The following is a 20,624-nucleotide window of genomic DNA, read 5'->3' as shown; positions in this document are numbered from 1 at the left end:
TCCCGCAGGAGTCTTCGCGCCTTGAACGAAGATCAACAGAGTGCCAAATTAACATTAACCATTAACACAGCCTATTTTTTAACATCCAATTAACCTTGAAATGACCATTCTTTGGACCTCAGAAGTACCTTCGCCAATTTCAAGCAACTTTGCATCCCTCATCATTCGCTCCACATGATATTCTTTCATATAACCATAACCGCCATGTATTTGAACGGCTTGATCAGTCACTTCCATGCAGATTTCTGATGCATAGAGTTTACACATCGCTGACTCCTTTGAAAATGGTCTTCCCTGATCCTTTAACCAAGCTGCCTTATACACCATATTCCGGGCCAATTCAATTTTCATTGCCATATCAGCAAGTTTAAACTGGATAGCTTGGAAAGAGGAAATAGACTTCCCAAACTGTCTTCTTTCCTTTGCATAAGCTAAGGCTTTTTCATAGGCCCCCTGAGCAATTCCTACAGCCATCGCACCAATCCCTATACGTCCACCGTCTAATGTCATTAAAAACTGTTTAAAACCCTCTCCACGCTTCCCTAAAAGGTTCTCAACTGGCACTCGTACATCCTCTAACACTAATTCTGTTGTATTTGATGAATGTAGACCCATTTTTTCATAATTATCAATAATAGAGAACCCATCTGTACTAGTCGGGACAATAATTGCACTTATTTCTTTTTTTCCGTCCTTCTCTCCTGTTATAGCCGTCAATGAAAGATGCTTGGCATAACTAGCATTTGTAATGAAACATTTATTTCCGTTTATGACAAACATACCATCTTCTTCACGTGCAGATGTTCTAGTCCCGCCAGCATCTGATCCAGCGTTAGGCTCAGTAAGGCCAAACGCACCAAATGATTCACCTGTACAAATCGGCGTTAGATATTTTAACTTTTGCTCCTTGGTGCCAAATAAATGCAGGGGTGCCCCTCCTAAAGATATATGCGCAGAATAGGTAATTCCTGTCGAACCGCATGCCCGGCTTAACTCTTCGGTTACAATTGCAAAACTAACCGTATCTGCCCCTCCACCACCATATTCCTCTGGAAAAGGCAGTCCCATAATTCCCATTTCGGCTAATTTTTTAAATATTTCTACTGAAAATTGTTTTTTACGGTCGCGCTCTATCGCACTTGGTGCGACTTCCTCATCCGCAAATTGACGCATTGTTCTTTTTATCATTTCCTGCTCAGAAGTTAAGTCAAAATTCATGTTCATCCCCCTTATCCGAAACCAAATGAATGCGCTTTCTTTATTATTATAAGAGGAATTATCTTTATTTCACAATACTTAAAAATTTTTAAAAATATTCTATTATATGGATATAACAAAAATTCAACCAATTATAACGTATAACTAAAATATTTCACTATCCTGATAATGGAAAACAAATTATATCCCTTTTTTACAAAAATAAATGATGAAAAACCATGTCAGGAAATTCTCATGTCTATTTGCAAAATGAGAGACAATTCAGTAAAATGGATTCAAATACAGAAAGTGCTTACATTTCCAACACGCTATTACCCAGCTACTTAAAATCGATACAAAAAAAATAGTCTACTTCAAGTGATGAAGTAAACTATTTATTAATGATATTTTATTCTAAGAAATCTTTTAGACGTTTACTGCGGCTAGGATGACGTAATTTCCTTAATGCCTTAGCTTCAATTTGACGGATACGTTCCCGGGTAACACCGAAGACTTTACCAACCTCTTCAAGTGTACGTGTCCGGCCATCATCCAGTCCAAAACGAAGGCGAAGTACATTTTCTTCCCTGTCAGTAAGAGTATCTAGCACATCTTCCAACTGCTCCTTTAATAATTCATAAGCAGCATGTTCTGAAGGCGAGGTGGCATCCTGGTCTTCAATAAAATCACCTAAGTGGGAATCATCTTCTTCACCTATAGGTGTTTCAAGAGAGACTGGCTCTTGGGCGATTTTCAAAATCTCCCTTACCTTATCAGGTGTAAGATCCATATCTTCACCAATTTCTTCTGGTGTTGGTTCACGGCCAAGGTCCTGAAGTAATTGGCGCTGAACACGGATTAATTTATTAATCGTTTCAACCATATGCACAGGAATACGAATCGTCCTAGCTTGGTCAGCAATTGCACGAGTAATGGCTTGACGAATCCACCAAGTTGCATAGGTACTGAACTTAAAACCTTTTTGATAATCGAATTTTTCAACGGCCTTAATTAATCCCATATTTCCTTCTTGGATAAGATCAAGGAATAACATACCACGGCCGACATACCGCTTTGCAATACTTACGACAAGCCTTAGATTTGCCTCGGCAAGGCGTCTCTTTGCTTCTTCATCGCCTTGTTCAATACGGAGCGCTAATTTTTTTTCTTCATCAGCTGAAAGCAGGTCGACCCGGCCAATTTCTTTTAGATACATACGAACCGGATCATTTATCTTAACTCCAGGAGGAACGCTAAGATCGTTTAAATCAAATTCATCATCATCACCTTTTGCTAATTGCTTAGGATTTGGATCTTCCTCTTCACTATCGCCAACTAGTTCAATACCTTGGTCACCGAGGAACTCAAAAAATTCTTCCATTTGGTGGGAATCTAATTCATAGTTAGCCAATTTCTCAGCAATATCATCATAGGCAAGGACGCCGGTTTTTTTCCCCAGTGCCGTTAACTGGTCTTTCACTTGTTCAAAAGTGAATTCATTTTCCACTTCTTTTGAACGGGCTGATTTTTCAGCAGCCATATGTCCCACTCCTTCCAGAATCAAAGACAGTAAAAATGGAATCTATAGAGATTTACGCAATTGAAGGATTTCCGTTGCAATTGCTGCAGCTTTAGTAAAATCACTTTGTCGCTCTGCTTCTTTTTGTTCCACTTCTTTTTCTTTTATCTTTAACAATTTTTGATAATTCAACACCTGTTTGATATAATCACTTAATTCATGATTGGTTAACTCATCGTTAATGGGCATCATTTCAATGTTTGCAACCATTCTTCTGAGATTATCATCTTGAATATAGGACAAAAACGCACTTGAATCAGACTGGAAATGTTCTTCATAAAAAGATAACAGATAGGTTATTATTGCCTGATGTTCATCAATATTAAACGTATTACCTTGTAATAAATCCTGCACTTTATAAGCCACATCTCGATCCTTTAACATGTGAGCAATTAATCGTCTTTCTGCTGTATAATGCTTTGGCTTAAGTTTATTGTCTTGCTTTGGGACTAAAATAGGCTTATTTACAGGTTGCTTATTTCCAGTTGATTTTCTTTTTTCTGCGAAGAATATCTCCTTTTGCTGCTGTTTTAATGCATCTAGTGAGAGTGAAAATTCAGCCGCCAATTGGCGTAGATAGTGATCCCTTTCAACAGCTTTATTCAAAGCGCTGATTTCCTTAATTATCACTTCGATATATGCAAGTCTATCTCCTTCATATTGCAGATTTTTTCCCCTGCGAAAATAAAGAAATTTGAACGCCATCCACGTTAGACTTGCACCGATAACCTCATTTCGGAATTTTTCGGGACCATTCTTTTTAATATATTCATCTGGGTCCATTCCATCTGGCATCATCGCAACCTTTACCTGGAACCCACCATCGCTAAGGTGGTTTCCAGCACGATATGCTGCCTCAATCCCGGGTTTATCAGAATCGTAGCAAATGGTAACGGATTGGACATTTTGCCGTAAGAGGGCTATATGTTCATCTGTCAAGGAAGTCCCCATCGTGGCTATACCATTTTCCACACCAGCGCGATCTGCAGAAATGACATCAGCAAATCCCTCAAATAAAACAGCAAATTGCGATTTTTTTAAGTTTGGCTTCGCATTATGGTAATTGTATAAAATTTTACTTTTATTAAAGATTGGCGTTTCAGGACTATTTAAATATTTTGGCTCGTCGGCCCCAAGTGTTCTTCCTGAAAAAGCAATCGTATTGCCGTTTCGGTCAAAAATTGGAAACATAATTCGATCCCTAAATCGATCGAAATACGTCCCATCTCTTTCACGTTTGATAATTAATCCGGCTTTCTCCATCCATTCAGGAGGAAAATCTCTTTTTGAAAGAAATTTAAAAACATAATCCCATGAATTTAAAGAATACCCAATTTGGAATTTATCTATTGCTTCTCGAGTAAATCCCCTCTGGAGCAAATATTCCAAAGCATGTTGACCTTCCTTTGTATTTACTAGCAAATGATGGTAAAATTTCTGTAATAGCTCATGAGCACCTAGAAATGCTTGGTGCTCTTCTGAAAACTTTTTCTCACCATGTCCGCCAGATAAATTGATTTCCAGGTCAATATTTGCCTTTGCAGCTAGTTTAATGGCTGATTCTTGGAAGGAGATACCTTCTAGCTCCATTAGAAATGAAAAAACATTACCACCAGCGCCACAGCCAAAGCAATGGAAAATTTGTTTATCAATAGATACAGAAAATGATGGGGTGCTTTCTCCATGGAATGGACATAATCCGAAGTAATTTCGCCCCTGTTTTTTCAGTTGAACATAATCGCTAATTACTTCGACAATATCAACAGACTGACGAATTTGATTAATCTTTTCTTCGGCAATACGTTCTGCCATGTAAAACAACTCCATTTGGTATTCGGCAGGCATCTTTTAAATTCCTGCAAATTTCGACAAAATTTTTGGTAATTCTGTCTTAAATTTTTCACGTCCTTAAGTTTAAATAGGTTTTTGGTTCCTTTCCATAAACTCCCCTTTTTGCTTGCCTGTGCGCATCAACATATTTCCAGTTTGTATGTAGAGTTTTCTTCTTTGATATGATGAACGTAGAAAGCAACAAAAAGAACACGGGCGCTATACTTCAACACTATTTCGACAATCTCCGCTTTAACCGGGCATGAATCTACATCGGCATAAATAGTCGGATTGCCTTTACATAAGTATTAATTCTACATTACTCCCCATATTCCTTCTTTAACAAATAACTTTTGTAAAAGGAGTTATGTCGAATTCTTTTTAGGGGGTCCCCTTGACATCTAACAATAAATAGTTTATTCGTTCATAAGCAAGTCTAAACCTAAAAAGATATATTTTTATCACAATTTTTTATTATAGTACATTTATTATGATTTTACCATAATTTTTTTTGTTATTATTCCACTTTCTATCAGTAGAAAACACATAATCAAATGACTATGTGTTAGACTCTTCCTTTATGAAAATAATTTAAGATAACATTTGCCGTCTCTTCTACCGCTTTATTGGTAACATCAATAACAGGGCAATTTATTTTCTGTACTACTTTTTCAAAAAAGATTAACTCCGCTTTGATCCTGTCGAGCGTAGCATAACTTGCTTTATCATTTAAACCCAAAGAAATTAACCGTTCCCGTCTGATATTGTTTAACTTTTCAGGGCTTATTTTCAAACCAAAACATTTCTCGATTGGAACTCTATAGAGTTCTTCTGGCGGATCTACCTCCGGTACAAGTGGGACATTCGCTACTTTTAATCGTTTATGAGCTAAGTACTGTGAAAGTGGAGTCTTTGAAGTCCTTGAAACCCCTATTAATACAATATCTGCTTTTAATATTCCTCTTGGGTCACGGCCATCATCATATTTTACGGCAAATTCGATTGCTTCCACTTTTTTGAAATAATCTTCATCTAATTTTCGAACAAGTCCTGGTTCACATAAGGGTGTTTTTCCACTAAACTGTTGAATCTGATCCATAATTGGACCAATTAAATCGACAGCTATAATCCCTTCCTGTTCGGTTCTATTCTTAATATATGTACGCATTTCAGGCTTTACCAATGTAAATGCAACCATTGCTCTATCTAATAAAACAAGTGAAAGAACTTCATCGATATGTTCCTTATCCTCCACATAAGGAAATCTCTTTAATGTCATTCCGGAGCCATTGAATTGGCTTATTGCTGCTTTTGTAACTAATTCAGCGGTTTCTCCCACTGAATCAGATACTACATAAATTATTGGCGATCTCATTCTCCCTCAACAACCCCTCAACATGTTATCTTGTTACTCATCACCTAATGCAACGAACGCTTTGGTAATATTTGTTTTGGTTATTCTTCCGATAACCTCAAATCCATTTTCTGTTTCCCGAACCACTGGAAGTGCATCGATTTGTTTTTCAATTAATTTCTTAGCGATATCAATTAATAAATCCTCTCGTTCACACATGGTAATATTAGGCATTCTTGTCATAATAATATTAACAGGTATAGTAGTCAGTTCTTGCTTACCTATACTAGCTCGGAGCAAATCCTTTCTGGATAAAACTCCAACAAGAATGGTGTTTTGATCTACTACAAACAAGGTTCCCACATCTTCGAGGAACATTGTACAGATTGCATCATAAACGGAGATATTTTCATTCACTACAACAGGAATGGACTGATAATCTTTCACGTATATTTTTTGTAAATTTTCGGTTAAAAGCTGTGTCCCCGATTTACCAGTATAAAAATACCCTACACGGGGCCTCGCATCTAAATAACCAGCCATCGTCAGAATGGCAAGATCCGGTCTAAGTGTCGCCCTAGTCAAGCTCAATTGTTCTGCAATATGTTCTCCCGTGATCGGCCCATTTTCTTTTACAATTTGCAAAATATGTTCTTGCCGTTTGGTCAATTCGATTGTTCACACCACCTTTGTTTCCCATTTTAGAAACGGTTTTATCTCAAAAAGCTTACTTTATTAGGAATATTATATACTATTGAATCTATTAAGAAAACTCGCCAATCGGCGAGTTTTTCCTTAAAACATCATTTTTTCTTGCAAGAAGTTAACTAGTTCATGTATCGAGATTCGCGTTTGCTCCATTGTATCACGATCGCGAACTGTAACCATATTATCCTCTTTAGAGTCGAAGTCATAGGTAATACAAAACGGAGTACCAATTTCATCATGACGACGATAGCGTTTTCCAATCGATCCTGATTCGTCATAATCTACTGAAAAATGTTTAGCCAGAGTGGCGAAAACTTCACGTGCTTCTTCTGACAATTTCTTCGATAACGGAAGAACCGCTGCTTTAAATGGAGCTAATGCAGGGTGGAAATGCATAACCGTTCTAGATGTACCATCTTCAAGCTGTTCTTCATCATAAGCATCAATTAAAAACGCTAACGTAACGCGGTCTGCCCCTAAAGATGGTTCAATACAATAAGGTACATACTTTTCATTTGTTTCCGGATCAAGATAATGGAAGTCCTCACCAGAATACTCCATATGCTGCTTCAAATCATAGTCCGTTCTTGAAGCAACCCCCCAAAGTTCACCCCAGCCAAACGGAAACTTAAATTCAAAATCAGTTGTTGCATTACTGTAATGAGATAATTCATCCTCTGAGTGGTCGCGAAGTCTTAAATTTTCCTTTGTAAGGCCTAATGACAATAACCATTGTTCTGCAAATTGCTTCCAATAATCAAACCATTTCAGCTCCTCACCAGGCTTACAGAAAAATTCAAGTTCCATTTGTTCGAACTCTCTTGTTCGGAACGTGAAGTTCCCCGGAGTAATTTCATTTCTAAAACTTTTACCAATTTGAGCAATGCCAAAAGGCATTTTCTTTCTCATCGTCCGCTGGACATTTTTAAAATTAACGAAGATACCTTGTGCTGTTTCAGGACGAAGAAAAATTTCATTTGTACTAGATTCTGTTACTCCTTGGAAGGTTTTAAACATTAAGTTGAACTGGCGAATTCCAGTAAAGTCATGACTGCCGCAATCTGGACAAGCGATATTGTGTTCTTTCACTAACTCTTCCATTTTTGCAAATGGTAAGCCATCGACCACCATTTCAATGCCTTTTTCATCAAGAGCATTTTCAATTAATTTATCGGCACGATGACGTGCTTTACAATTTTTACAATCTATCATCGGATCATTGAAGTTCCCAATATGGCCAGATGCTTCCCACGTACGCGGGTTCATTAAAATACTTGCATCTAATCCTACATTATACGGTGACTCTTGGACGAATTTTTTCCACCATGCCTGCTTAATATTGTTTTTAAATTCAACGCCTAACGGACCGTAATCCCAAGTATTTGCAAGGCCTCCGTAAATCTCTGAACCAGGAAAAATAAATCCTCTGTGTTTTGCATGTGAAACGATTTGGTCCATTGTTACATTCATAGAAATTGCTCCTTTAAGTAAATTTTATTCAAACAAAAAACTCCCGTTCCTATGCTAGACTAGCATAGGGACGAGAGTTACCCGCGGTTCCACCCTATTTGCTGCTAAGAAGCAGCCTCTTTTATGTGTTACTAAACACAAAGATTGCTCAGGAACGCCTTCGTTAGTTCCCTATACCCTAGCTTACACTATCCTAGGTTCGCTTTTATAGAGGATGACTAAGTACTCTTCTCCGTCACTGCAATTATTTTATTAATGAAAATAATAGCGAAAACTCCAAACATTGTCAACAAGGCAATTATAAGAGATTGCGAAATTTATCCATGGAATTTAGAAACTTTTTGGATTTAAGGTGCAAACCAGAATACTCTTCATAGTAGGCAGTAATTACCCTCTTAAGTTCTGCTTTCGTTTCTTCTTTAACAGAAACATTTCCTAGCCTGGAAAGATCAAAATAATAAAATACCCTTAATAATTTAACCGCAGCAGCGGATAGTTTAAGATGGTACGGATCTTTATCTAAACATCGATGACAGATAAATCCTCCTTCACGAATAGAAAAAGAAAAATGTCCGTCTGTACTCCCGCAAACGGAACATTGATTTAAGATTGGGTTCAATCCCATCACATTTAGCATTTTCATCTCATAAATATTCATAAGGATATCTGGGTCATAACCTTCATTTAAGTAATTTAATGTTTGAAAAAGCAACTCAAAATGAAAAGGATTTGGTTTCTTTTCATCCGTACATTTATCCGTTAATTCGACAATATAACTAGCATATGCAGTCAAAAAAATGTCTTCACCAATCGACCTTAATGAAGTAGCAGTTTCTCCTTGCTGCAAGCCTCCTAAACCAGTTCCTCTCGTAATGAGAAAATAACCATGTGTAAACAGTTGTGTGATGGAGGAAAGGCGGCTGTTAGGCTTTTTTGCCCCACGAGCCATTACGCCAACCTTTCCCCATTCCCTAGTATATATAGTGACTATTTTATTTGTTTCACCATAATCAGTTGTTCTAATAACGATGCCTTCACACTTCTGGAGGATTATTGTCACCTTCTAAAGTAGCACGAAGACAAACTTATGAAACGGGAAAATCGATTTGTGCTAGCTCGTCATTCAGATTTCCGGGTATTTCCTGGTTTTCCTTCTCTAGTTCCTTAATGAGAAGATATGTGTCAATATTACCTGTTTGGAGGAATACTTTCCACGTAAAATCCATCATTGAAAACCCCACCTTTCATATTTAGACTAGCTTTCATTCGGTCCCAAACCTTACATTTATCATAGCCTGCCAGCGCAAAAATCATAAGACGAAATATTTGTTAATTGTGTCCATGCATAATTTAAAATAAAAGGTAATATTTTAGTTAGGGCTTATTTATTAATATTCATCTTCGTTAAAACCGTAATCTCGCAGCTGGGACATCTTATTACGCCAGTCTTTTTGAACTTTTACCCATAACTCTAAATACACTTTAGACCCTAAAAGATTTTCAATATCAGCACGGGCACGTTTACCAATTTCTTTTAACATACTTCCTTGCTTTCCGATAATAATTCCTTTTTGGGAATCACGTTCAACAATTACGGTCGCCATGACATCAATTATGTCTTTACCTTCTCGTCGTTCCATTTTGTCAAGAACAACAGCGAGTGAGTGTGGAATTTCTTCTCTGGTTAAGTGAAGGGCTTTCTCCCTGATTAGCTCTGTTATAATAAAGCGTTCCGGGTGATCCGTCACTTGGTCTGCAGGATAGTATTGTGGTCCCTCTGGCAAGAAAGATTTAATCTGTTCTAGCAATCGTTCCACATTATTACCTTCAAGCGCTGAGATAGGTACAATTTCTTTAAATGGATATTTTTCTTGATACGATTCAATTATTGGCAATAATTTATCGGGATGAACTTGATCAATTTTATTAATGACAAGAAAGATTGGCGTAGTTACAGTTTGAAACTTTTCAAGGATAAATTCTTCGCCTCGGCCAAACCCTTCTTCCGCATTCACCATAAACAAAATCAGATCTACTTCTTTAAGCGTATTCACTGCTACCTTCATCATAAAATCGCCTAATTTATGCTTTGGTTTATGAATTCCTGGTGTATCAATAAATATCATCTGTGCATCATTTACTGTTAACACACCTTGGATTTTGTTGCGGGTGGTTTGTGCCTTATCACTCATGATGGCAATTTTTTGGCCAATCACGCGATTTAAAAACGTGGATTTTCCGACATTGGGCCTGCCTATAATAGAAATAAAACCTGACTTATAACCTTTGCTAGAGGACTCATTATTTAACATGGAGATCCTCCGATGCAACAAATACACATACTATTGCTTCTTCAATTAGGTGTTCGATATTCACTAGTGTTCTTCCCTTCCAGCAGAAGTCTGCTGTTCCTTTATTTTACCTCAAAATCCATTGAAAATCATTACTTACAGTCGAAAAAAATTAAAAAATTAGAATTTTCTCACAAATAGGCAAGTCTACTTTTTTTGCCGTTAAGTCATTTTACCGAATTCATTATTCGATTTCAAATTACGTCAAATCCCTATTCTACCTGTCTAAAATAACTCTAAAATATAAGGTAAAAAGATCATAATCCCAATGACAACAGATAGAATGGCATATACAAAGACAGCACCAGCTGCTAAATCTTTCGCCTGTTTTGCCAAGAAATGATATTCATCTGTAACGAGATCTACTACTCGTTCAATCGCTGTGTTCACCATTTCGAGCGCAAACATTCCTCCTATTGACACAAGGATAAATAACCATTCAGTTTTAGTAATTGAAAAATAAAACGAAATAAGTAAAACAACAATCGAACTAAAAAAATGGAAGCGCATATTTCTCTCGGCCCTCAGGGCAGTTGCAATTCCCGCGAATGCATATGAAAATGACCTTAGAAATCCAAACTGTGCCGGTTTAGCGTTTGAGTCCATATTCGTCTAAAATGTCCTTCTGCAAGGTAAACATTTCTTTCTCTTCTTCTGCCGTCATGTGATCATAACCCAGGAGATGCAAGAATCCATGTACAGCTAAGAAACCAAGTTCACGTAAGAAAGAATGACCATATTCTTCTGCCTGCTCAATTGCTTTAGGAACAGAAATAATGATATCACCCAAAACCCGCGGCATTTCAGCTCCTACTAGTTCCATTTCACCTTCCCCTAGTTCTTCCATTGCAAACGATATAACATCGGTTGGCTTGTCTTTATCGCGGTATTCTCGATTAATTTCCTGAATTCTTTCATTTGAGACAAATGTGACAGATACCTCACTGTGCTCTTCCACATCCTGTTTTTTAGCGGCAAAATTAATTACCCTTTCGATTTCAAGCATTTGTTCGTCTTTAAGTGTTTCCGTTTCGTCGATACAATCAATTAGTAATGTCATGCTTGCTTCACCTTCTTTATCATTTCTGGATACTCAATTCTAGAGTGAAAAATTCCTTTTAAAGTTTCACATAACGCTTCAGAAACTGTTTCAATTTCTCTCATTGTGATATCACATTCGTTTAATTGTCCATCTTGAAGACGATCTGCAACAATTTTCTTAACTAGTGATTCAATTAATTCAGGCGTAGGCTGGGATAAGGAGCGTACAGCCGCTTCAACACTATCAGCAATCCCAACTACTGCCGACTCTTTTGTTTGTGCCTTAGGTCCAGGATACCGATAATCTTCTTCCTTAACTTCAGTATCAGATTGGACCGCTTTGTGGTAAAAGAATTTTAGCAGGGTAGTTCCATGATGCTGCTCCGTAATATCAATAATTTCCTTAGGCATATTGTATTTTTTCAAAATAGAAGATCCATCTGTTACATGTGCAATAATAATATTCGCGCTTTTATCTGGCGGGAGACGATCATGTGGATTTTCAAGATGCATCTGGTTTTCAATATAAAAATTAGGGCGTTTTGTTTTTCCAATATCATGATAATAACTTCCTACTCTTGCTAAAAGCCCATTCGCTCCAATTGCTTCACAAGCAGATTCCGCTAAATTAGCGACCATCACACTATGATGATATGTACCTGGTGCTTCCATTAAAATTTTTCTAAGCAATGGATGGTTGGGATTAGAAAGTTCTATTAGCCTCATCGTTGATAAAATCCCAAAACTCGCCTCAAAAAAAGGAAGGAGCCCAATCGTGAGGACCGCTGAACCTATCCCGGAAACAAGGGCTGTAATAAGATAATATCCATACTCAATTCCAGTAAATTGTCCATTCGGCAGATACATTAACGCTAAGATTGTCAACACGTTTACAAGTGCCGCAAAGGAGCCTGCCTGAAAGATTTTTGACCGTTGATTGAGTTTACTTAAAAATAGGATACCCGCTAACGAACTAAATAGAATATAGATCCCCTCTGAAAAATTTAAAGTCCCTGTAACCCCTTCATTAAATAAAATACTGCCGCAAACCGCCATGATAATCGACATTAGTGTGGCTAACTTTTCATCAATTAATATTTTAATTAACATCCCACCTAGAGCAGCAGGAAATAAATAGCCGATTCCAGCATAATTAAAAATTTGCAGCATGCTGATGATTTTCATAATAAGTATCGTAAGGATGAATATTATCCCAAATAATAACAAGTCCGTTTGCCTTTTTCCTGGTATAGACTTTATTTGAGAAAAATAAAAATAGAGAGCTGATAGAATGATCGTTATAAGAACTATTAAGCNNGTTCATTATCAAGGAGGCCGACTAATTTTAATTGTCGATAAATATCCTGGTTAATTAATTCTCCTTCTTCAACAATAATTTGCCCCTGTAGGATTTTGGCAGGTTCCACACTTTCTACGGCTTGCTGCCTTAGTTCCTCGGTTGCATTAGGGTCATAAAATTCATTTTGAATAATAGCATACCTGCCCAATTCAATGACACCACTTCTTAAATCATCATTTAAAGTTGTATATTTTAATTCTTCTTCAACCCTTTTTTTGGCATTTTCAACATCATCAGCTGAAATACGTTGAGCCATGACATTATTAATCGCTGTTACAGTTAAATCCCTAGCAATCGATAATTCATCATGACTGGCTTGGACTAAAGCAGCAAAGACTTGATCAGACAGACCTTTGGAGACATTTGGTGTTAATTTTGCTTTTAACCGGTCCATTTTTTCTGAATCACTTGGTTCAGGTTGTTCAGGTTTTTCTTCCGTTGCTAACTCAGCATGCTTGTTAATTTCTTCTTTTATTTCATCATTCATTTCAACCGTGGCTTGAAAAATAGAGCTAATTAAATCCACTCGATTTTGTGTGTATTCTTTTTTTAATGTATAGACATCCTGCACCTGATCTAGCGCGTCTTTACGCTTATTTTCAGTACTTTTCCGATCTTCCACTGTTCCTGGTGAACGAATTGTTTTTTCCGCAACTGAAAATAGGCTTAAATCTAATTTCTCAGGTTTTACATTACTATACATCGCTGCAAATAATACGGTACCTAACATTATAAAGAATAGTACTAGAAAGAAAGTTATATCCAGCAGCTTACGTATCCGTATGAAGTATTGCTGAAGTTTACCCAACTATATCCCTCCAACCACTGCCCTTGAAAAAAGATTCATTTTGTACATAAATCAATTCTCAATAATTGTCATATTTTCACTGTTTTTGCTTCATGTAAAATGATAACAGTTTTTCGGACAAGTTTCACCTTCTTTAGAAGAAGATTTGTTTTTACGGCATTTTTAAGAAAAAAAGAGGTAAACCTTAAATAGGTCTACCCCTCTTGTTATTGTTGGATTGTTTTCTTCTCATATGCTTCAATAATTCTGCCAACGAGTGGATGACGGACGACATCTGTTTGTTCTAAAAAGATAAACGATATCCCGTTGACATTTTTTAAGATTGCTTCTGCTGCAACTAAGCCGGATTTTGCCCCTTTTGGCAAATCAATTTGGGTTTGATCCCCAGTGATAACCATTTTGGAACCAAAGCCAAGTCTTGTCAAAAACATTTTCATTTGTGCATGCGTTGTATTTTGGGCTTCATCTAAGATGACAAATGCATCATCCAATGTACGCCCCCTCATATAGGCAAGCGGGGCAATCTCAATTGTCCCTCTTTCCATTAATCTTTGTGTATGCTCCGCTCCTAATACATCATGAAGCGCATCATACAAAGGCCGTAAATATGGATCCACTTTTTCCTTTAGGTCCCCTGGTAAAAAACCAAGACTTTCCCCCGCCTCTACAGCTGGCCTAGTTAAGATTATTTTATTTACCTGTCCATTTTTAAGGGCGTTAACAGCCATGACAACAGCTAAATAGGTTTTACCTGTTCCAGCAGGCCCAATCCCAAATACAAGGTCAGTTTTTTTGATAGCCATCACATATTGTCTTTGACCAAGTGTTTTAATTCGAATAGTTTTTCCTTTTACATTTTTGCCAATTTCTTCTTCATATAAATTCACAAAATATTCTAATGTCCCTGCATTCGCCATTTGCACCGCATATAGGACATCTCTTTGACTAATGTTTATCCCTTTACGGATTATAATCATTAATTTATTTAGAATCTGTCCAGCCAATAAGACCTTTTCTTCATCCCCTGACAAACTAACAGCTTCACCACGAGTAATGACTGTGACTCCGAGTTCCTGTTCAATGATTTTTAAATTGGAATCAGAATTCCCTAGCAAACTAATTGCTTCTGCAGGATTTTCAAGCTGTACACTTATGGTAGTTAACTTTTCTGTCATTCACTAGTCTCCTTGGAAATCGGTTGTCCAACCGCAATATTTTCTATTACCTTAAAATGAATATCCAGTATAACTTTACCATTTTTATTTGCTTTGTGTAAAATTTTTTCATCCTTTATGATAGCATCCTCATCTAGCCGCCCTTTTATTTGTTTTTTCGCAAGTTCAATTGCTATATTTTGTGCCTCTTTAATAGTATAGGTACGCTGGACCTCTTCTTGCTGGCGAAGGGTCTTATTGAGGTAAGAAACTGGCAATTCCCACTTCAAGAAATGAATTTTGTGAACATTCTCCTCTGTTACATAATTACTAAATTCTGGCTTACCGAACCCCCAAACCGGGAGCTCAAAATTGCCAAGTAAAATAAAATGTTTTTCCATTTCTTTACCGTTATAAACTTTAAAGTTGGTTTCTAACGGGAGTTCAACGTGACTCTTATACCATGTTTCTCCCCAAACTTCACCTTTAGCAGCTACCAATTCTGGTTTTTCTTCTTGTCCAAATGCACCTGAGACAAGGAGTTGTCCCTTGTCCACGTGATCATGAATATCCACCATTTTTTGACCATTTTCAATATACATATTAACAATTATGGCTTTCTTTTTCGCAATTAGATTCCGAGGTGATAAATGCTCCGGTTTTTTTGGCTCATTCTTTTCAACTACTTGGAGGTGAAAGGTTGTCCCTTTTAACTCCACACCAACCCATGTTAAGTCCCCGACATTATTAGTTAGTTTCCTCTGGATACCCTCCACATTTTCTACAAAAAATTGTAACTTTCCAATTTTCACGCCCATCTTGTCCAATTCTTTACGGATCTGATACTCTGTTGCTGGTTTTGCGCCTTTTATTTCAATCCCCCAGATAACATTGGATAAAAACATTAAAAGCAACAAGAAAAGTCCTGCGCCTGCCAAAAAACCACTATTCTTCAGCATTCTCCGGATTAAAAAAGGAACTCCGTTCCTTCGTAAGAAGGATATGGAGCAATTACTTTTCCTAGCATATTTCCTGATATTCTTGGCATCTTTAAGCCTCATATTAAACGTTATCGTCTCGGTTCCATGTCTTTTGATATTCCAGATTGGAAGATCATTTCTTGTCAGGACATTTATAAATCGTTCAGTGCCCTTGCCTGATACTTTAACAGTAACCCTGCCATTAAAAAATTCGATCCACTGGTTATTCATTTTTTTCCTCCCGGATTTTCATTTATATAAATGACCTGATCAATTTTCCCTTCTAGCAAAATTTCTTCAGGTAAAATTGTTTTAATTACAAAAGATTTACCCTTTATTAATAACTGCCCTTGCTTTAACAGCAAGCGGAGTTCTTTATCAGTAAATACCAACAACCCCCGATGATTCTCAATATAGACATGAATTTGCCCAATCATGGTTATCCTTGGTAAATCCATCATGACATCTTGAGGAAGATCCATTTTTTTAGCCATCCAGTTACGAACCCGCCCGGCCCAGTTTTTTGCCATAAAAAAAGAACCCCCTTTCATCTCATATTTATGAAATGAAAGGACGTTCTAGCACACCTTTTTCGTATTAACTAAGTTGATTTACCACTAACTGTTTCTTGGACGGTATGGCTTTTTTGACCGTGGTTCCCCAAGAATCTCAGCCCAAATAATACCGTTAATGAGCGTTTTTTCATCTGGATTAAGGGAGATTTCGCTTCCATCTTCGTGTCTGGGATTTACTTTTTCAGACTTATGTTGGGCAACTGACATTCCGATCCGTTTAACCTCAGGCTCTTGTTTTAGTTGAAGGTATTTATTTTCTAGATTTCCGAGATTATCTTTTGGGACAGTTGGAATATTTTTTGCTTTTAATGGGCGATTTGTTCGGGTTTCCTCAAAATCCAGTTGTTTTTTTACTAAGTTTCGAATTTCCTCAAAAGTTCCCTTTGAAAATGTTTTGTTTCTAGATTCTCCTTTTTTCTCTTTTGCATTACGGAAAACGATAGAAACAATACCGATGATAATCATAAACAGGATACTTTCCAATAATCTCCACCCCTTTCTTATCCCAAAGTGGATTATTGACCGTCTTTTTTGTCCCCAGTCATCTTACCAATAGAACCTCTCATATCAGTGTCTGCTGAAATATTTTTATAGTTCATATAATCCATTACACCTATATTTCCTGATTTAAGAGCTTGAGCCATTGCCAGCGGAACCTCTGCTTCAGATTCTACAACCTTAGCCCTCATTTCTTGAACCTTTGCTTTCATTTCTTGTTCGAGAGCCACTGCCATCGCTCTGCGCTCTTCTGCTTTGGCTTGAGCAATTTTCTTATCTGCTTCTGCTTGCTCCGTTTGTAATTCAGCTCCTATATTTTTACCGATATCTACATCCGCAATATCGATGGAGAGGATCTCAAAGGCCGTACCAGCATCTAGACCTTTAGAGAGGACAGTTTGGGAAATTAAATCTGGATTCTCGAGCACCTTGCTATGACTATCTGATGAACCAATAGTGGAGACAACACCTTCCCCGACACGAGCAACAACCGTTTCTTCCCCCGCACCACCAACAAGTCGCTCGATGTTAGCACGAACAGTAATTCTTGCCTTTGCCTTTACTTCAATCCCATTCATAGCCACACCAGCGATAAATGGCGTCTCAATGACCTTTGGGTTAACACTCATCTGAACCGCTTCTAAAACATCACGACCAGCTAGATCAATAGCAGCACAACGTTCAAAGGATAATTCAATATTCGCACGATGTGCAGCAATTAGAGCATTGACGACTCTGTCAACATTACCACCGGCTAGGTAATGGCTCTCCAGTTGATTAGTAGTAACGTTTAAACCCGCTTTATGGGCCTTTATAAGGGGATTAACCACTCTGCTTGGTGTTACCCTCCTAAGCCTCATACCAACTAATGTAAAGATACTGATACGTACACCCGCTGCCAAAGCAGAAATCCACAGCATAACCGGCACAAATGATAATAAAATCCCAAATAATATTAAGGCAATGACTACAACCGCAATGATAAAAATTGTTCCGTTACTTGCTATCATATTTAAACCCCCTTCTTAATTTACCTCTCTTACAACAATACGTGCCCCTTCGACTTTTATCACTTTAACGAGAGCGTTCTGCTCGATAAAGCCACCTTCACTAACTACATCGACTCGCTCATTATTAATAATAACAGTTCCAGCAGGCCGCAGTATCGTTAGGGCGAAACCTTCTTTTCCCAACAAATCAGTCCTGTTAATGTTGGAGACATATCCATCTTCTTTTCTAGCTGAATCAAATAGGACCATTTTATTAAATAGGACAAGTTTTTTATTAAAAATCTTAATCATCATAAAGAAAACTAATACGGATAAGAAAATAGCAATCAAGATGGATACACCGATTTGAATTGTATTCTCTCCTGCTAAAAAAAGGCTTAATATTAATGCAGCGACCCCTAGAGTACCGGCAATCGCTCCGGGTAAAAAGAACTCGAGGAATATAAGGATTAAACCTGCCACAAATAATAATAACGTGCCATAGCCTGCAAGACCTGCCTGGAAATGGCCATAAAAGAATAAAGTGAGTGCTAACACACCGATAAATCCTGCCACACCAAATTTTGTTGAAAATAACTCCAGTACAATTCCGATTCCCGCAATCGATAAAAGGATGGTTACAACAATCGGGTCAGTAAGAAATTGCGTCATTCGAGAGCCCCCTTTCTTTCTTTAGTCTCGACTATATTTATTACGTATGTAGAAGAAATAAGTTTCATTATTAAAATTAAAAAGACTGCAGGCCAGTGACCTGCAGTCTTTATGTCAGAATACTATGAAAGGTGTTGTTGTACAAGTTTATTTACAAGTGCCCCATCTGCCTTACCCTTTACTTTAGGCATAATAGCAGACATCACTTTTCCCATTTCTGCTTTTGATTTTGCGCCGACTTCAGAAATCGTTTCTTTAACGACCTCTGCCAGTTCCTCTTCAGAAAGCTGTTTTGGCATATATAATTCAACAATAGCCAACTCCGTGCGCAACTTATCAACTAGGTCTTCACGACCAGCTTTACCAAATTCATGGAGGGAGTCTTTGCGTTGTTTCACTTCGCGAGAAAGGACTGTTAACTCAACATCATCGGAAAGCTCTTTCGTGCCGAGCTTAATAGCTTCATTTTGCAATGAAGCCTTAACCATCCGAATGACTGAGAGTTTGTCTTTTTCCTTGTTTCTCATCGCTTGTTTCATATCATTATTCAAACGCTCGAGAAGACTCATGTATTACACCCTCTCTTAAAACTTACGTTTTCTAGCTGCTTCAGACTTTTTCTTACGTTTTACACTTGGCTTTTCATAGAATTCGCGCTTTCTTGCCTCTTGCAAAGTACCAGTTTTTGATACTGTACGTTTGAAGCGACGAAGAGCATCTTCAAGCGATTCGTTTTTACGAACGACGGTTTTAGACATTCTCTTTCCCTCCCTCCGAAACACAACACACTAACATTCAATCCATGTACCTTGCAATTATAATATAACCTTGATACAAGGTCAACTGAAATTCGTATGGTTAAAACAAGCTTTTTATTTTTTTATTCAAATAAATGTAGACTTGTCTTTATTTCCCTTAAAAACTGGCATGTCCCTCTTAGTACAACCATACAATGAAGCGAGGGGGGCCATATAATGCTATACATATTATTATTTGTTCTTTGCATTTTATTATTTATATTCGGGATGACCATTATGCGATTTGCACTGTTTAATTTATCAGCTAACAAATTAAAGGGTTGGCTGATTAAACTGACTAGTACTCCTTTAAAAGGGATGCTAACAGGGACATTTATAACAGCACTTTTACAAAGTAGTACCGCCGTAATGGTGATTACAATAGGATTAATTTCAGCAAGAATTATGACCTTCCCCCAGTCAATTGGGATCATTCTTGGCACAAATATTGGTACAACCTTTAAAACAGAATTAATTACGTTTAATATTGATAAAGTTCTCGTTCCACTCGCCATTTGTGGAGCACTGCTTATTTTATTAAAAAATAAAAAAGCGAGAAGTATCGGGATGCTGCTATTCGGAATATCCTCAGTTTTCGCAGCTATGAAGGGCTTCGAGATGCTGGCTGTTCCGTTAACATCAATGGATTATATTAATAATTTTATCCTTTCCATTAATGATCATATTCTTTTAAGCCTGATAACCGGCACAATTATAACAGCTATTATTCAATCGAGTACTGCAATGACTGGCATTGCAATGAGTTTTTTATTAACTGGACTCTTGCAGTTAGATGCGGGTATAGCTATTGTCCTTGGTGCGAATATTGGTACATGTATTACCGCTCTTATTGCTTCGATTGGCGGGGGGAAGGAATCGAGATTAGCTGCATATGCGCATGTTTGGCTCAATGTATTCGGGGTCTTACTTTTTATCCCGCTAATCCCAACACTTACTGAAAATGCTCCACTTCTTGCCGATACAAAAAATGTACAACTAGCTCACATCAGTGTCATTTTTAATGTTGTGTCATCAATCATTGTTTTACCTTTTGCAACGAGATTTGGGAAGATGATTTTGTTTTTACATGATAGACCATCAAAAAAACCATTAACATGATAAAGATCGTATAAATGCTGTCTTTTTTGGTTGTTATAAATAAGGATTATGTTTTTTTCACAGGTCCCATTCTAGGCCTTCTTCTATCTCAATGGGCACTGTGAACTTCTCATGGTGCCCGCTCTATGTATTTTTTCTTGTT

General features: G+C 37.4%; 20 protein-coding genes, 1 pseudogene and 1 other annotated feature. Of the genes and pseudogenes, 1 reads left to right on the top strand and 20 read right to left on the bottom strand.

The genetic code is table 11. The annotated features are described in order from the left end of the window. Positions 1–78: 78 nt before the first annotated feature. From V7659_RS17015 to rpsU, 20 genes and pseudogenes are all read right to left on the bottom strand, one after another. Positions 79–1,218 carry an acyl-CoA dehydrogenase family protein gene (locus tag V7659_RS17015; protein ID WP_335540995.1) on the bottom strand — a complete coding sequence of 380 codons (1,140 nt, stop codon included), beginning with the start codon at positions 1,216–1,218 and terminating at the stop codon, positions 79–81. A 388-nt stretch (positions 1,219–1,606) separates the two neighbouring features. Then, positions 1,607–2,737, bottom strand: coding sequence for an RNA polymerase sigma factor RpoD (rpoD, locus tag V7659_RS17010; protein ID WP_026563551.1), 1,131 nt, complete (start codon positions 2,735–2,737; stop codon positions 1,607–1,609). A 42-nt stretch (positions 2,738–2,779) separates the two neighbouring features. After that, the gene (dnaG, locus tag V7659_RS17005) at positions 2,780–4,588 is read right to left on the bottom strand and encodes a DNA primase (RefSeq protein WP_335540994.1); all 1,809 of its coding nucleotides are present in this window, start codon (positions 4,586–4,588) and stop codon (positions 2,780–2,782) included. A 583-nt stretch (positions 4,589–5,171) separates the two neighbouring features. Further along, on the bottom strand, positions 5,172–5,981 hold the full coding sequence (locus V7659_RS17000; protein ID WP_335540993.1) for a pyruvate, water dikinase regulatory protein: 810 nt from the start codon (positions 5,979–5,981) through the stop codon (positions 5,172–5,174). A gap of 33 nt (positions 5,982–6,014) precedes the next feature. Then, positions 6,015–6,635, bottom strand: coding sequence for a helix-turn-helix transcriptional regulator (locus tag V7659_RS16995; protein ID WP_335541012.1), 621 nt, complete (start codon positions 6,633–6,635; stop codon positions 6,015–6,017). A gap of 120 nt (positions 6,636–6,755) precedes the next feature. Next, positions 6,756–8,138, bottom strand: a complete 1,383-nt coding sequence (locus V7659_RS16990) for a glycine--tRNA ligase (protein WP_335540992.1) — start codon at positions 8,136–8,138, stop codon at positions 6,756–6,758. 63 nt (positions 8,139–8,201) lie between these two features. After that, positions 8,202–8,386 (bottom strand) — a binding site (T-box leader). Positions 8,387–8,436: 50 nt separating this feature from the next. Further along, positions 8,437–9,189: a DNA repair protein RecO gene (recO, locus tag V7659_RS16985; RefSeq protein WP_335541011.1), complete on the bottom strand. Its 753-nt coding sequence runs from the start codon at positions 9,187–9,189 to the stop codon at positions 8,437–8,439. Between the two features lie 34 nt (positions 9,190–9,223). Beyond that, the gene (locus V7659_RS16980; RefSeq protein ID WP_066257674.1) at positions 9,224–9,367 is read right to left on the bottom strand and encodes a YqzL family protein; all 144 of its coding nucleotides are present in this window, start codon (positions 9,365–9,367) and stop codon (positions 9,224–9,226) included. 159 nt (positions 9,368–9,526) lie between these two features. Then, complete coding sequence (gene era / locus V7659_RS16975) at positions 9,527–10,450, bottom strand: GTPase Era (RefSeq protein ID WP_335540991.1); 924 nt, start codon at positions 10,448–10,450, stop codon at positions 9,527–9,529. 264 nt (positions 10,451–10,714) lie between these two features. Then, positions 10,715–11,095, bottom strand: coding sequence for a diacylglycerol kinase family protein (locus V7659_RS16970; RefSeq protein ID WP_335540990.1), 381 nt, complete (start codon positions 11,093–11,095; stop codon positions 10,715–10,717). Beyond that, a complete protein-coding gene (gene ybeY, locus V7659_RS16965; protein WP_420491340.1) occupies positions 11,079–11,495 on the bottom strand; it encodes an rRNA maturation RNase YbeY in 417 nt (138 codons plus the stop codon). The genes V7659_RS16970 and ybeY overlap by 17 nt, the downstream gene beginning before the upstream one ends. Before the next feature lie 50 nt (positions 11,496–11,545). After that, a pseudogene (locus tag V7659_RS16960) lies at positions 11,546–13,698 on the bottom strand (HD family phosphohydrolase). A gap of 206 nt (positions 13,699–13,904) precedes the next feature. Beyond that, positions 13,905–14,873 (bottom strand): PhoH family protein, encoded by a 969-nt coding sequence (locus V7659_RS16955; protein ID WP_335540988.1) that lies wholly within the window; start codon positions 14,871–14,873, stop codon positions 13,905–13,907. Then, positions 14,870–16,063, bottom strand: a complete 1,194-nt coding sequence (gene yqfD / locus V7659_RS16950) for a sporulation protein YqfD (RefSeq protein ID WP_335540987.1) — start codon at positions 16,061–16,063, stop codon at positions 14,870–14,872. The genes V7659_RS16955 and yqfD overlap by 4 nt, the downstream gene beginning before the upstream one ends. Further along, positions 16,060–16,362 carry a sporulation protein YqfC gene (gene yqfC, locus V7659_RS16945; protein WP_335540986.1) on the bottom strand — a complete coding sequence of 101 codons (303 nt, stop codon included), beginning with the start codon at positions 16,360–16,362 and terminating at the stop codon, positions 16,060–16,062. The genes yqfD and yqfC overlap by 4 nt, the downstream gene beginning before the upstream one ends. Positions 16,363–16,449: 87 nt before the next feature. After that, positions 16,450–16,890, bottom strand: a complete 441-nt coding sequence (locus V7659_RS16940) for a hypothetical protein (RefSeq protein ID WP_335540985.1) — start codon at positions 16,888–16,890, stop codon at positions 16,450–16,452. Positions 16,891–16,922: 32 nt separating this feature from the next. Then, positions 16,923–17,915, bottom strand: coding sequence for a flotillin-like protein FloA (gene floA, locus V7659_RS16935; protein ID WP_335540984.1), 993 nt, complete (start codon positions 17,913–17,915; stop codon positions 16,923–16,925). Between the two features lie 15 nt (positions 17,916–17,930). Next, complete coding sequence (locus V7659_RS16930) at positions 17,931–18,566, bottom strand: NfeD family protein (RefSeq protein WP_335540983.1); 636 nt, start codon at positions 18,564–18,566, stop codon at positions 17,931–17,933. 122 nt (positions 18,567–18,688) lie between these two features. Then, entirely contained in the window at positions 18,689–19,135 is a 447-nt protein-coding gene (locus tag V7659_RS16925) for a GatB/YqeY domain-containing protein (RefSeq protein WP_144547727.1), read from the bottom strand. A 15-nt stretch (positions 19,136–19,150) separates the two neighbouring features. Beyond that, the gene (gene rpsU, locus V7659_RS16920) at positions 19,151–19,324 is read right to left on the bottom strand and encodes a 30S ribosomal protein S21 (protein WP_007087607.1); all 174 of its coding nucleotides are present in this window, start codon (positions 19,322–19,324) and stop codon (positions 19,151–19,153) included. Between the two features lie 216 nt (positions 19,325–19,540). Here rpsU and V7659_RS16915 point away from each other — a divergent pair, with 216 nt between their 5' ends. Next, on the top strand, positions 19,541–20,482 hold the full coding sequence (locus tag V7659_RS16915) for a Na/Pi symporter (protein ID WP_335540982.1): 942 nt from the start codon (positions 19,541–19,543) through the stop codon (positions 20,480–20,482). Positions 20,483–20,624 lie beyond the last annotated feature (142 nt).

Origin of the sequence: Neobacillus drentensis, assembly GCF_036966985.1 — a bacterium.
GTDB classification, from domain to species: domain Bacteria; phylum Bacillota; class Bacilli; order Bacillales; family Cytobacillaceae; genus Neobacillus; species Neobacillus drentensis_E.
This window is presented reverse-complemented; position numbering and strand designations above follow the sequence as displayed.